This window comes from Amycolatopsis sp. lyj-108 (assembly GCF_046549005.1).
Classification (GTDB): domain Bacteria; phylum Actinomycetota; class Actinomycetes; order Mycobacteriales; family Pseudonocardiaceae; genus Amycolatopsis.
In genome coordinates, this window is record NZ_JAJPWQ010000001.1 from 132,037 (window position 1) to 145,201 (window position 13,165).

Below are 13,165 nucleotides of genomic sequence, written 5' to 3' on the forward strand. Positions count from 1 at the left end.
TGCAACACCTCGCCGGGGTTCTTTCAACGGCCGGTGCTCCCCCTTTCGGCCAACAGGGCCCGCCATTCGGCGAGACCGGGCATGGAGCCGGAAGTCAGTTCCCCGAGGATCGAGCGGACCCACTCGGCTTCCGCCGCTCGGATCGCCAGGTGGTACTCGAGCTCGAGCAGCACCAGCCGCGGGATCTCCTCGATGAGCCGCGCCAGTTCGGCCCGGGTCGAGGCGATGTCTTCGTCCAGCGCCGCCAGCCGGGTGCGGAAGAGGGCGATGACCTCGTCCGGCCCGAGCCACCCCAGCACCGACAGCCCGGCGACGAACTTCGGCTCCTCCGGCGCGAGTTCGCCGAGCAGTTCGCGCAGCCAGTCGAGCATTTCGTCACGGCCGGCGTCGGTGATCCGGTACACCGTGCGTTCGGGACGGGCGCCCTCGCGGCCACTCTCGACGGCCTCGATGAAGCCGTGTTTCCGCAGGTTGCCGACGACCGTGTAGAACGAGCCCCATTTGATCCCCATGTCGCGGTCCTTGCCGCGGCTCTTCAGGATCGAGGCCATTTCGTACGGATGCATCGGGCGCTCGTTCAGCGTCGACAGGATCGCCAACGCCAGCAGGTTCCCGACCTTCCGCCGCTTCACGATGCCTCCTCGTCCACGAGTACTCGTTCACGAGTATCCGCAGAAGCGCGCTTGATCGCAAGTCGCTCACGACCGGGAGATCAGAGGTCGTTCATGTACGGCACGGACGTCTGCGCGTGGTCGGTCATCCAGTTCCGCAGCGCGTGCGTCGCCAGGACGTCGTCCTCGTTGTAGCGCAGCAGACGCTCCCGCTGGACGGCGTCCGGGATTCCGCCGTCCATGCCGACGGCGTCGCGGTACCACCTCATCGACGCCTCGCCGCCCGCTTCCGGATCGCGCCAGGCGAATCCGGCGACCGGCGCGATCACCTTGAGCCCCTTGCCCTGCGAGCAAAGGAACTGGTCGGTGACGCTGCGGAAGAGGTCGATCCACTCCTCGGAGTCCACAAAGGACGCTATCTCGGCCTTCTTGGGCACGCCGGGGTACTCGCCGAACCGGTCGGCGGATCCGAAGAGCCAGCGGTTCTCGGCGAGTGCGTTGTAGCAGTAGGCGCGGAACGTCAGCCCCGCGGCGAGCGTGCGCTCGCGGACTTCGGTGAACCAGGCCCAGAACTCCGCGAACGAACGGGCCTCGTCCGCGGTCGGCAGCGGCTCCCACGTCGCGAACGCCCGGTAGCCCTGCTCCATCCCGATGTCGGCGCCGGTCAGCAGCGAACCCCACAGGTACGCACCGGAATCGCCGAAGCTCTCCATGTCGACGTCGACCTCGACGTCGCCGCGCGAGACCTCGATGCGGTCGACCTTGCGCACCATCGTGAGGTCGGCGAGCCAGGCGCGCGCGAGGATGATCGCGTCGGCGAAGGTGCCGCCGGTCCAGTTCATCGGCGGGGGTTCGTCGGCCGGATCGAGCGCGGCCAGTTTGTCCACTGTGGACACCCCGGCGCGGCGGAGTTCCATCGCGTCCTCGCCGCGGACGACGAGGCTGACGTCGCGGGTTTCGGTGAGCACGACCTCACAGGTCGGCCACCAGGGGCAGCGCCGGCATTCGAGGACGCGGGACGGTTCGGCGAGCGGTTCTTCGCCTTCGGCGGCCGCGCTCGCGATGGCGAGCCTGTCGGCGAAGCGGCTCTGATACTCCGTCAGCGCGCTCCGGCCGCCCGGCCAGGTGCCCGCGGCCAGGTCGTGCCAGACGACGACGTCCGCGTCGAGCCCGATGACGCCGCCGATGGCACGGTGTCCTTCGTGCTTCCCGATCGCTTCGAGCATCCGATAGAGGTGCGCGAGCCGCATCTGGTCCCGCGGCTGCGAGCGGACCTTTCGCGCCGGGTCGGGCAACCGGTTCGCCGGGTCGAGGTCGGTCATCACCGTGGTCGGCGCGCCCGAGCCGCGATCGGTGATGCGGTGGCGCACGACCAGCACCGGCACGTAGCCGGCGCCGGTGTGCACGAGGAGCTCGGAGCCACCACGCCGGTGACCGGCGCGATCGACCGGGAGCAGCGCGCCCCAGATGTAGCTCGCTTCGGCGGCGAAGGCCTCTTCAGTGAGCTGAACGCGCTCGGCGGCCGGGAGGTCGCGAGGGATCTTCACCCAGGTCGCGCCGGGTCCCGTCGCGTCCATGAGCTGCCGCACGATCGCCTCGCGATGCGCCGACGCGTCGGCGATCCGCTGCTGCGCGGCCGGGTCGGGCGGGGCGAGCGGGACCTCGCGCATCGCCGGATCGTGTTCGAGGTGCACGCGACGCCGGCAGCGGCTCACCGCTCCCGCGTCCAGTAGCACCTCGTTACTCACGGACAACACTCTAGAAGGCGACCGGCAAGCCGACATGCCCGCCACTTCGGGGACCAGTAAGTTCGTCAGTGACACAGCGTGGGAGGTGCCATGGCGCGCAAGGCCAAAGCCATCGAGGGCGAAGGCAGGTTCACCCCGAAGAAGGCGAAAAACGCCGTCGCGGTGGCCAAAGTGCTCGGTCCGGCCGTACTGCCGGTGATCGCGCCGTACGCCGTTCGAGCGGCGGGTGCCGCACGGGAGCTGTACGACCGTTATCAAGCGAAGAAGCTCGGCGTCGCCATCGACCAGCTCGGCGAGTACAGCGGGCGCGGTGCCGCGCTGCACGCGCGGATCGCGGGGCTGACGCAGGGCCTCGCGGAGCTGAAGAGGTCCGCGAAGGCGACAGACGCCGACGCGGCCTTCGCGAAGGACACTCAGGGGACGTTGGAGCAACTCTCGGCGACCGTTCGCGCTTCGGAGCGGATGCCCGCCGCGCGGCGGAAGGCGGCGCACCGGGCCGTGGCCGGGGAGCTGGACCAGCTGGAGGGAAAGCTGCTGCACCGGCTGGGGATCTAGCCGCCCTTCGCAGCTCTCGAACGCTAGGAAAGGTCCTTTCCTCGCAAATTTTGCAAGGAAAGGACCTTTCATGGCACGCGGCGAGGGCCCGAAGCGGGCAGTGACGGCGGCCGAACCCAGCCCAAAGGTCTCCCCAAGGGCGCCCCGCGCCCGACGGAGACTTCACCGTCGAGCGCCCTCTTTGGGCCGAAGGCCCACGGAAACGTGATGAAGGGGCGCCCTCCGCTCCCACCGTGAGGTGGAGACGGAACGGGCGCCCCTTCGGCACGTTTGCGTCAGCGCTCGACTAAGAAATAAAGCCCTTCTTCTTCATCCATTCGTAGGCGACTTCGCCCTGGTCACGGCCGTCGACGTCGACCTGTTTGCACAGTTCGATCATCTGCTCGTTGTCGATGGCCGCGCTGACGGCTTCCAGCGGTCCGCGGATTTCCGGGTGCTTGTTGAGGAACTCGGTCCTCAACGTCGCCACGGCGTTGTACTGCGGGAACGCCTTCTTGTCGTCTTCGAGGACGCGCAGGTTCAGTCCGGCGATCCGGCCGTCGGTGGTGAAGATCTCGCCGATCGGGCAGGTGCCGCTCGCGACGGCCGAGTAGATCGTGCCGATGCCGAAGTTCTTGATCACCGGGTTCTGGAAGCCGTACGCGCGCACGGCGGCGGGGAAACCGTCCTGGCGGCTGGTGAATTCGGTCTCCAGGCAGAAGACGTTCTGGTCGGGCTTCTGCTTGAGGAACGCCGCCAGGTCCGACGTCGTCTTCAGGTTGTTCGCCGCCCCGTAGGCCTCGGTGACCGCGAAGCCGTACTGGTCGTTCAGCGGCGAATAGTTCAGCCAGGAGATGCCGAACTTCGCTTCGTCGGCCGCCTTCGTGGCTTCGTACTGGGCCTGTTCCCCGCCGGGGACGGGGAGTTCGTTGCCCTGGTAGTTGATCCAGCCGGTGCCGGTGTACTCCCACGCGACGTCGGTCTGGCCGGTGAGCAACGCCTGCCGCGACGAGTTCGAGCCCTTGATGTCGGTCAGGTCGATGACGTCCGCGCCCGCCGCGGAAAGCGCCATCTCGGCCATGTAGCCCAGGATGATGTTCTCGGTGAAGTCCTTGGACCCCACCGTCACCTCGACGCCTTTGAGCGACTCGATGGGTTTGATCGAACCGGGTTCGATCTTGTACGGCAGCGCGGTGTTGACCTCGAGTCCGCACGCGGAAAGCGTGCCGCACAACAGGACCGCGCCGAGGATCGCCTTGAGCCGCATGTCAGCGCAGTCCCTTCGGTCCGAGGAGCTGTTCCGCCACCGCGCCGAGCCAGTCGACCAGCAGCGCCAGCGCGACGGCGAGCACCGAGCCGGTGATCAGCACCTTCGTCAGGTTGAGCTTGTAGCCGGTGTCGATGAGCAGGCCGAAACCGCCGGCGTTCACGAACATGCCGAAGGTCGCCGTGCCGACGGCCAGCACCAGCGAGGTCCGCAGACCGGCCAGTACCAGCGGGACGGCCAGCGGGAACTCGACCCGCCACAGCACGCCGGTGGCCGACATGCCGATGCCACGGCCGGCGTCGATCAGGGCGGGGTCGATCTGTTGCAGGCCGACCATCGTGTTCCGCAGCACCGGAAGCAGCGAGTAGAACGCCAGCGGCAGCGCCGCGACCCACAGGCCACCGGTCGCGCCGGTGACGATGAACCACAGCACCAGCACACCGAGCGCGGGCGCGGCCTGGCCGATGTTCGCGACGGCCAGGAAGATCGGCGCCGCCCATTTCGCCCAGGGCCGCGTCACGAGCACGCCGAGCGGCACCGCCACGGCGACCACGATCGCGGTGACCACGATGGTCATCGCCAGGTGGTCGCGCAGCGCGGTCAGCAGCCCGGCGGCGTTGAGCGTCGCCTTCTCGGTCGCGGTGAGGTCGCTGGTGAACACCCAGATCAGCACCCCGGCGACGATCAGCAGCACCACGGCGGGCTGGGCGAAGAGCCGGACCCGTTCGGCGCTTCTCGACGAGGACTCGGTGGAGAACCCGGTATCGACGGCCGTCATGCGGTCACACCTTCCGCCGGGCTGTCGTCGGAGTGCTCCTCGCGCAACTGCTGGATCGTCGAGATGACGGTGTCGAGCTCGATCGTCCCGGCGTACTCGCCGCGGGCGCCGGTCACCGGGACGCTGCCGCCCTCGGCGAGCATGGCTTCGAGCGCGTCCTGCAGCGTCGACTGGAGGCTGACGTAGTCGCGCAGCGGTTTGCCCGCGGTGGCCAGCGACGTCGCCGCGGTCAGCTCGCGGACGTGCACCCACCGCATGGGACGGCGGCGCTGGTCGAGCACCAGCACGAAATGCTTGCGCTGCTTGGTCAGCTTCTCGCGGACGTCCGACGGCGATTCGCTCACCGTCGCCGTCAGCGCGTCCTGCTTCAGCTCGACGTCGCGGACCCGCAGCAGCGTCAGCTGCTTCAGCGAGGCACCGGCGCCGACGAAACCGGCGACCGTGTCGTCGGCCGGGTTCGCGAGGATCGCGTCCGGGGTGTCGTACTGGAGGATCTTCGACTGGTCGCCGAGCACCGCGATCTTGTCGCCGAGCTTCACGGCCTCGTCGAAGTCGTGGGTGACGAAGACGATCGTCTTCTTCAGTTCGGTCTGGAGCCGCAGCAGTTCGTCCTGCAGGTTGCCGCGGGTGATCGGGTCGACCGCGCCGAACGGTTCGTCCATCAGCAGCACCGGCGGGTCGGCCGCGAGCGCCCGCGCGACGCCGACGCGCTGCTGCTGCCCACCGGACAGCTGACGCGGGAACCGGTCGCGGAAATCGGCCGGGTCCAGCCCGACCAGGTCCATCATCTCCTCGACCCGGTCGTTGACCTTCTTCTTGTCCCAGCCGAGCAGCCCTGGCACCACCGCGATGTTCTGCGCGACGGTGAAGTGCGGGAAGAGCCCGGCCTGCTGGATCGCGTAGCCGATGCGACGGCGCAGGGTGTCGACGTCGAGCTTCAGCGCGTCGTCGCCGCCGATGGTGATGCGGCCCGACGTCGGCTCGATCAGCCGGTTGATCATCCGCATGGTCGTGGTCTTGCCGCAGCCGGACGGGCCGACGAAGACCACGATCTTGCCCGCGGGCACCACCATCGAGAAGTCGTCGACCGCGGGCTCACGGGTGCCGGGGTAGCGCTTCGAGACGTTCTCCAGCTGGATTTCGACGCCGGATACGGTTTCAGGAGACTCAGCCACGGACACCCCTAGAGACGGTCAAACGGTTGATCAGGACGTAAACGGCGTCGAGGACCAGTGCGAGGACGACCACACCGAGCGTCCCGGTCAGTGCCTGGTTGAGGGAGTTCGTGCTCCCCGCGTTGGTGAGGCCGGAGAAGACCTCCGAGCCGAGGCCGGGGCCCTTCGCGTAGGCCGCGATGACCGCGATACCCATGAGCATCTGCGTCGCGACCCGCATCCCGGTGAGGATGGCAGGCCAGGCGAGCCGCAGTTCCACCCTGGTCAGCACGCCGAACCGGCTCATGCCGATACCGCGTGCCGCGTCGCTGACCGCTGGATCGACGCCGCCGAGCCCGACGATCGTGTTCCGCACGATCGGCAGCAGCGCGTAGAGCACGAGCGCGATGACGGTGGTGTTCACACCGAGGCCGAACACGGGGATGAGCAGCCCCAGTAGTGCGAACGAGGGGACGGTGAGGATCGTGCTCGCCAGCGCCGTGGCCACGGCCGACCCGATCGGGCTGCGGTAGACGGCGACGCCGATCACCACGCCGAGCACGGCGGCGATGATCGTGCACTGCACGACCGCGCTGACATGGAGGAGCCCTTGGAGGGCGAGTCTGTCCCACCGATCCGAGATGTACTCGAAGAGATTCATCGCGTGCTGGTTCTCCCGCCGCCTCTGGGTGAGACTCCTCACCCATTCGGAGTAGCTGTATCGGGAGCCTGACTACCCAAAACCCGCGCGGTCAAACCCCTGTTTACCGCCATTTATCCCGTAAATCTTCCCCATTCGGCCTAAATGGGCAAACGCACGCGCCGACCCGGCGGTGTCTTTCCCACTGCTCAACAGCCGGGAGGAGATCGACCACACGGCAGTACGTCGAATACTCTTCACCCGTGAGTAAGGGCAGCCATCACCGAAGCGCGTTACGCGCCGTGCGTGGTGGTTTGCTCGGTGTGAGCTCCGCGGCGCTGGCCGTGACCGCTCACATGATCGGGGACGGCGATCTACCCGATACGGCGATGACGTTGTTGCTCACCGTGCTGATCGGCTGGAACGCCGCCGCGCTCGCCGCGAAGGCCCGCGGGCCGCTGGCCACCATCGTCGATCTCGGCGCCGGTCAGGTCGTGATGCACCTCGTGCTCAGCTCGCTGAGCACCCACGAACCGCACGGCGAACCCGCCCCCCTTTCGAGTGGGCTCGCGATGACCGTCGCGCACGTCGTCGCCACGCTGGTCACCGCGGTGCTGCTGGCCAAGGCCGACGGACTGCTGCTCGGCGTCCTCGCCTGCCTGCGCGCGCTGGTCCCGTTCATCCTCAACGCGCTCCCGGTGCCCGCCGCGGTGGCGTCCCCGGTGCTCGCCCGTCCGGCGGGCCCCGGTCATCTCGTCGGCGTGGACCTCCGCCGGGTCCACGGCAGGCGCGGCCCGCCGCTGTTCTCCTGAATCCCAGATCGTCCCCCGTAATCGGCGAGGTCCCCGAACCCGCCGTCTCGAATCACGTTCAGGAGTACTTCGTGTCCAAGCACGTCTTCAAGCGAGCCGGTTTCCTGGCCGCCGCCATCGGTGCCGCCGGTCTGCTCTCGGCAGGGGTCGCCTCGGCCCACGTCACCGCCAACGTCTACGGCCCCCAGCCCGAAAAGGGCGGCTACGGGTCGATCTTCTTCCGCGTCCCCAACGAGGAGAAGGACGCCGGCACCGTCAAGGTCGAGATCACCCTCAAACCCGAGTACGCGCTCAGCTCCGTGCGTACCAAGCCGATCCCCGGCTGGAAGGCCGAGGTCGTCAAGTCCAAGCTGCCCAGCCCGGTGACCAGCGCGTCCGGTACGCAGATCACCGAGGCCGCCACCTTGGTCTCGTGGACCGCCGAGCCCGGCACCAAGATCGCCGCCGGTTCGACCGAGTTCCAGGAGTTCCAGATCAGCGCGGGCCAGTTCCCGGCCACCGTCGACGCGCTGGAGTTCCCGGCCACGCAGACGTACGAGAACGGCAAGGTCGTCGAGTGGAACCAGCCAACCCCGGCCTCCGGTGAGGAGCCGGAGCACCCCGCGCCGACCGTGAAGCTCGCCGAGAAGAGCGGTGACGGGCACGGTGGTGGCCACGGCTCCGACGCGAAAGCCTCCGAGGAATCCCACGCCGCGTCCTCGTCTTCCGACAACACCGCCCGCTGGCTCGGCGGCGCCGGACTGGTCGTCGGCGCGCTCGGCCTCGGCGTCGGCGCCGGTGCCACCCTGCGCGCCCGCCGCGCCACCGCCGTTTCGAGCAAGAGCAACACCGAGGGAACCGAGTAAATGCGTAAAGCGATCGTCGCGCTGGCGATCACCGGGGTGGCGTGGCTCGCCACCGCCACCCCGGCGCTGGCGCACAACGTCCTGATCTCCTCGGACCCGGCGAAGGGCGCTTCGCTCGCCGCCGGGCCCGCGAAGGTCACGCTCACGTTCGACCAGTACGTCCAGAACGCGAACGTCAACCAGATCGCGGTCATCGGACCGGGCGGCGGCCAGTGGGCCGAAGGCCAGGTCGAGGTCCGCGACAGCGTCGTGACCGTGCCGCTGCGGCCGCTCGGCCCGGCGGGCGAGTACAAGATCGGCTACCGGATCCTGTCCGCGGACGGGCACGCCGTGACCGGTGAGGTGCCGTTCACCCTCACCGCCGCGGGCACCGGGACCCCGGCGAGCGCCGACGCCGCGCGCAGCAACGCCGGCCAGGCCGAGACGACCCCCGCGACGGGTGGCGAGAATTCGTCCGGGGTGCCGATCTGGGTGTGGATCGCGGGCGCCGTCGTGCTGCTCGCCGTCGGACTGACCGTCGCACTGCGCACCGGCGCGGGTGACAAGGAGAAGAGCGGCTCATGACACAGGCCGAGACCACCTCGCGTACTCGCGTCGCCGTCCTGTTCTGCCTGGTGACGGCGGGCATCGTCGGCGCCCTGATCGGCGTCGCGCTGACGGCGACGGCCCCGGTGCCCGGGGTCGCGCAGGTCAGCGAGGTGGTCTCGGTCTCCATCCCGATCGTGCGGGTGCTGCTGGACATCTCGGCCGTCGCCACGATCGGGCTGGCGCTGCTTTCGGTACTGGTCGGCTACGACCGGCCGAAGCTCTCCGAGCCGATCATGCGGATCGCGCGGCCCGCGAGCGTCGCGGCCGCGCTGGTCTGGGCGACCACCGCGCTCGTCGCGCTGATCCTGCAGACCGCCGAATACCGGCCGGGTTCCAGCACCCTGTCGATGTCGGACGTCGGGAGCTACATCGCCGACGTCGGCGCCGGGAAGGCGCTGCTGATCGTCGCGGTGCTGGCCCTGCTGCACGCGGGACTCGGCGTCCTCGCGCTGAAACACGGCGAGAAGGTGCCCGCGGAGGTCCGCGTCGGGCTCGGCCTGTTCGCGCTGCTGCCGCTGCCGGTCACCGGGCACGCGTCGAACTGGAACTACCACGACTACACGATGATCTCGATGGAACTGCACGTGATGAGCGCCGTCGCCTGGACCGGCGGGCTCGGCGCGATGACGGTGCTGCTCATCGGGAACCGGACGCTGCTGGCGCACGCGCTGCCGCGGTTCTCCAAACTGGCGACGCTGTGCCTGATCCTCGGCGCGGCGACGGGACTGTTCAACGGGTTGATCGAGATCTCGCTCAACCCGTCGCTCGGCTTCTGGGAAGGCGTCTTCACCACGCCGTATGGGCAACTGGTGCTGCTGAAACTGTTGTGCACCGGCGTGATCGCGGGCCTCGGCGCCTACACACGCTGGAAGCTGATGCCGCAGATCGTGCGGCACAACCGCACGGCGCTGGCCGCGTGGGCGACGCTGGAACTGACGGTGATGGGGCTCGCGTTCGGCTTCGCCGTCGTCCTCACGCGAGCCCCGGTCGTCCCGACGACCTGAGCCGGATCAGGCCTTCTTGTCCAGCGAAACGATCATCAGCGTCTCGGTGGACTCAGGCTCGAAGCGGACTTCGGCGATCCCGGACAGCTCTTCGTTGAGGTTCACCCGGCCGTCGTGGTTCCAGACGACGAGTGCGTCGCCTTCACGGCAGAAGTTCCACTGGTGCAAGCCGTAGTAGTTCTCGCGTTCGCCCTCGTTCACGTTGAGCATCAGCACGACGGCGTGGCCCGGCTTGACGACCTCGAGCATCTGACGGGTGCCGAGCACCGGGTCGTACACGTGGTCCAGCGCGTTCTGGCAGTACACCAGGTCGAAGTGGTCCACCGGGAACACCTCGGACAGCTTCTCCACCTCGGCGTCCTGGGTGGCCACCAAGGGGGTCAGGTCCAGCTCGGCGAGGAGGGCGTTGTACCGGTCGGCGAGCGGGTCGACCGGGGTGATCTCCACCGTGCGACCGGGCCATTGCTTGCCGACGCAGGTCAGCGGGCCCGCGCCGACGTCGAGGATGCGGACCGTCGATCTCTCGGGCGCGAACGGCTCGAGGTTCCGGGTCAGATGCGGCTGGTTGCGCAGGTCGGAGTCCGGGCTGGTCCGCCACTCGTAGTCGTTGAACCCTCCGCCGGCGAAGGCTTCGGGCCCACCCGAGAGCCAGATCCGCCAGTGGTCCAGCTCGTTCGACAGTCCTTCTTGCCAGCGGGTCTTGCCTGTTGTCTCCATGAAGATCCCTCTTTCACCCGATAGAAGTCTTGAACCCCATAACGGCCCCAATGTACTGACGCCCGGCCCAGCTCCCGCGCTTGCTCCATCCGGCCGCATTTGGCCGGTTTCACTGTCCTCTCCGGACGTTCACCGGAATGCTCTACGCGATCGCTGGGATAGACCCGAAGAGGGGAAGGTAGATGGGCGGCCCGTTGCCGGGTGAAAGTGAAGTCAGCACGCCACAGGTACCGCGCCAGCGATCGGCGGTCCGGCTCACCAGACAGGTGAGTTCGGGGCCACGGCAGCTTCCGCCCGTGCCCGCCCATTTCACCAACCGCACGGCCGAGCTCGCACTGCTCGAACGACTGCTGACCGAGAACGACACCACCGGACCGGCGGTGCACCTGATCAGCGGTCAGGGCGGGATCGGGAAGACGGCGCTGGCCACCGCGTGGGGCCGTCACCTCGGTGACCGGTTCCCGGACGGGCACCTGTGGGCGGATCTCGGCGGGTTCAGCACCAACGGCCCGCTCTCCGCGAGCGAAGCACTCGGCCGGTTCCTCCGTGCCTTGGGTGTCCCGCCGGAAGGGCTGCCCGGGGACGTCGAGGAGCTCACCGCCCTCTATCGCACGACGACCGCCGATCGGCCACTGCTCGTGCTGCTCGACAACGCCGCGTCGACCGAGCAGGTGCTGCCCCTGCTGCCCACCGGCGGGGAAAGCCTCGTGATCGTGACCTCCAGACGCCGCTTGGGCAGGCTCCAGACCGAACATCGCGCGAAGCTGGTCGAGCTGGCGCCCTTCGGTTCCGCGCACAGCGCCGAACTGCTGGGCCGCGCGGTCGGCGAGGAGCGGGTCGGCGCCGAAGCCGCACAGGCCCGGACCATCGCCGAGCTGTGCGGCGGGCTGCCGATCGCGCTCACCACGGTCAGCGCCAAGCTCGCGGGACGACCGAAAATGTCGCTGGAGAAGATCGCCTCCGAACTGGGGAAGGAATATCGTCGACTGGCCACGCTCTCGACGAAAGAGGCGCAATCGGTGGAAGCCAGCTTCAACCTCTCCTATGACGAACTCCCCTCGGACGCGGCCGCGCTGTATGCGGCGCTCGGGCTGCATCCCGGCCCCGACTTCGGCGTCGGCGTGGCGGCCGCGTCGATCGCCGTGCGCGAGGAGGTGGCCGACGACCTGCTGGACCAGCTCGTCGACGTCGGGCTGCTGATCGACCGCGGCGACGACCGGTACACCTTCCACGATCTCGCGCGGCTGCACGCCAAGGAGAAGACGGCGGGCAACGAGTACGACCGCGACATCGCCGTTCGCCGCATGCTGGAGTGGTACCTCTTCACCGCCTCCGCGACGGCGGGCCTGACCACGCCCGATCAGGAGCCGATCCCGTACCGGTACGAGTACCGGCCGTCGGCGCGGGCGTCGTTCGACAGTGACCAAGAGGCACTCGACTGGCTGGAGCTGGAGCGCGAGAACCTCATCGCCGCGGTCGAGACGGCGCATGACTGGGAGCTACCGGAACTCGGCTGGCAGCTGGCCGCCGCGATGTGGCCGCTGTTCCTGTTCCGCAAGCACTATCCGGACTACCTGCGAGTGAGCGAGATCGGCGCCCGGTGCGCGAAGGCGTGGGGCAACGCCTCCGCGGAGGCGTTGATGCGGAACCGCGCCGGCGCCGCCTGCCGTGCCACCGGACGCTACGACGAAGCCGTCCGGAACTATCTGGCCGGACGCGAAGCCGCCCGGAACGCGGACGACAGTGTCGTCGAGATCCGTTCGGTGGAAGGACTCGGCCTGGTCGCGTTGCAGCAGGGCAGGCTCGACGACGCGATCGAGTGGTTCACCGAGGACCTCCTGCTCGGTGAGCGGCAGGACCGTCCGCACGACATCGGGCTGGCGCTGATCAACCTCGGCGCGACCCGCGTCCGCGCCGGACGGCCCGAAGCCGCGATCGCCGACCTCACCCGCGCTCGCGACATCCTCGACGGCGACGACTACAACGTGGCCCGCGCCCGGATCGAACTCGCCCGCGCCCTCACGGTCACCGGGGATCTCGCGGCCGCACGGGCCGAACTCGAACCCGCCCGCGCCACCATGGAGGCGCGGGGATCGAGGTTCGAGGTGGCCAGGACGCTGGCCGCGTTCGGCGAGATCGCCGAGGCGGACGGCGATCGGGACCGAGCACGAGGCCTCTACGACCAGGCGTTGCCGATTTTCGTCGGCCTCGGCCGTCCGGAGGCGGACGCTCTGCGTACGCGTTTGGAACAACTGTGACCCCGAAGGCCCCGATCGGTGCCCAGCGAGCAGGTGAACGCCCCGCGCCGAATAACACAGCGTAGCTGCAAGTTGCACATTTGGGGGAGCATTGGGCCGGGAGAAGTGATTAGCCCGGGCGAATTAGTCACCGATTGATCGGCGAATTCGGGCAAGCGGCGAACGGTCATTCGCCGTCGGCGAATGCACGTGCAGATCCCTTTCCCGGG

Annotated in this window: 13 protein-coding genes; 6 read left to right on the top strand and 7 right to left on the bottom strand. The window is 68.7% G+C overall.

Features of this window, described 5'->3' with window-relative positions; all coding sequences use genetic code 11:
• Window positions 1-23: 23 nt before the first annotated feature.
• Together ACLJO0_RS00655 and ACLJO0_RS00660 are read right to left on the bottom strand one after the other, a co-directional pair.
• Window positions 24-632: a PadR family transcriptional regulator gene (locus ACLJO0_RS00655; RefSeq protein WP_125781715.1), complete on the bottom strand. Its 609-nt coding sequence runs from the start codon at window positions 630-632 to the stop codon at window positions 24-26.
• Window positions 633-712: 80 nt separating this feature from the next.
• Window positions 713-2,395, bottom strand: coding sequence for a TM0106 family RecB-like putative nuclease (locus ACLJO0_RS00660; RefSeq protein WP_410576931.1), 1,683 nt, complete (start codon window positions 2,393-2,395; stop codon window positions 713-715).
• Window positions 2,396-2,449: 54 nt separating this feature from the next.
• On the opposite strand from ACLJO0_RS00660, the gene ACLJO0_RS00665 reads away from it, so the two are divergent.
• On the top strand, window positions 2,450-2,914 hold the full coding sequence (locus tag ACLJO0_RS00665; protein WP_125781711.1) for a DUF6474 family protein: 465 nt from the start codon (window positions 2,450-2,452) through the stop codon (window positions 2,912-2,914).
• Between the two features lie 286 nt (window positions 2,915-3,200).
• Here ACLJO0_RS00665 and ACLJO0_RS00670 read toward each other — a convergent pair whose 3' ends face one another.
• Genes ACLJO0_RS00670 through ACLJO0_RS00685 form a run of 4 tightly spaced genes read right to left on the bottom strand, consistent with a single transcriptional unit; the run spans window position 3,201 to window position 6,753 of the window.
• Window positions 3,201-4,160, bottom strand: a complete 960-nt coding sequence (locus ACLJO0_RS00670; RefSeq protein ID WP_410576121.1) for a glycine betaine ABC transporter substrate-binding protein — start codon at window positions 4,158-4,160, stop codon at window positions 3,201-3,203.
• Window position 4,161: 1 nt separating this feature from the next.
• The gene (locus tag ACLJO0_RS00675; RefSeq protein ID WP_125790616.1) at window positions 4,162-4,938 is read right to left on the bottom strand and encodes an ABC transporter permease; all 777 of its coding nucleotides are present in this window, start codon (window positions 4,936-4,938) and stop codon (window positions 4,162-4,164) included.
• A complete protein-coding gene (locus tag ACLJO0_RS00680) occupies window positions 4,935-6,119 on the bottom strand; it encodes an ABC transporter ATP-binding protein (protein WP_370310633.1) in 1,185 nt (394 codons plus the stop codon). Before ACLJO0_RS00680 ends, ACLJO0_RS00675 begins: the two co-directional genes overlap by 4 nt.
• On the bottom strand, window positions 6,106-6,753 hold the full coding sequence (locus tag ACLJO0_RS00685) for an ABC transporter permease (RefSeq protein ID WP_037308875.1): 648 nt from the start codon (window positions 6,751-6,753) through the stop codon (window positions 6,106-6,108). Before ACLJO0_RS00685 ends, ACLJO0_RS00680 begins: the two co-directional genes overlap by 14 nt.
• A gap of 302 nt (window positions 6,754-7,055) precedes the next feature.
• On the opposite strand from ACLJO0_RS00685, the gene ACLJO0_RS00690 reads away from it, so the two are divergent.
• The 4 genes from ACLJO0_RS00690 to ACLJO0_RS00705 all read left to right on the top strand — a co-directional run bounded on the left by ACLJO0_RS00690 (window position 7,056) and on the right by ACLJO0_RS00705 (window position 9,981).
• Window positions 7,056-7,544 (top strand): hypothetical protein, encoded by a 489-nt coding sequence (locus tag ACLJO0_RS00690; RefSeq protein WP_410576932.1) that lies wholly within the window; start codon window positions 7,056-7,058, stop codon window positions 7,542-7,544.
• A 71-nt stretch (window positions 7,545-7,615) separates the two neighbouring features.
• Window positions 7,616-8,389 carry a YcnI family protein gene (locus tag ACLJO0_RS00695; RefSeq protein WP_410576122.1) on the top strand — a complete coding sequence of 258 codons (774 nt, stop codon included), beginning with the start codon at window positions 7,616-7,618 and terminating at the stop codon, window positions 8,387-8,389.
• Entirely contained in the window at window positions 8,390-8,953 is a 564-nt protein-coding gene (locus ACLJO0_RS00700) for a copper resistance protein CopC (protein ID WP_125781702.1), read from the top strand.
• The gene (locus ACLJO0_RS00705; RefSeq protein ID WP_410576123.1) at window positions 8,950-9,981 is read left to right on the top strand and encodes a copper resistance D family protein; all 1,032 of its coding nucleotides are present in this window, start codon (window positions 8,950-8,952) and stop codon (window positions 9,979-9,981) included. The genes ACLJO0_RS00700 and ACLJO0_RS00705 overlap by 4 nt, the downstream gene beginning before the upstream one ends.
• 6 nt (window positions 9,982-9,987) lie before the next feature.
• Here ACLJO0_RS00705 and ACLJO0_RS00710 read toward each other — a convergent pair whose 3' ends face one another.
• The gene (locus ACLJO0_RS00710) at window positions 9,988-10,698 is read right to left on the bottom strand and encodes a class I SAM-dependent methyltransferase (RefSeq protein ID WP_410576124.1); all 711 of its coding nucleotides are present in this window, start codon (window positions 10,696-10,698) and stop codon (window positions 9,988-9,990) included.
• Between the two features lie 296 nt (window positions 10,699-10,994).
• Between ACLJO0_RS00710 and ACLJO0_RS00715 the strand changes: the two genes are divergently transcribed.
• Window positions 10,995-12,956, top strand: coding sequence for a tetratricopeptide repeat protein (locus tag ACLJO0_RS00715; RefSeq protein WP_410576125.1), 1,962 nt, complete (start codon window positions 10,995-10,997; stop codon window positions 12,954-12,956).
• Window positions 12,957-13,165 lie beyond the last annotated feature (209 nt).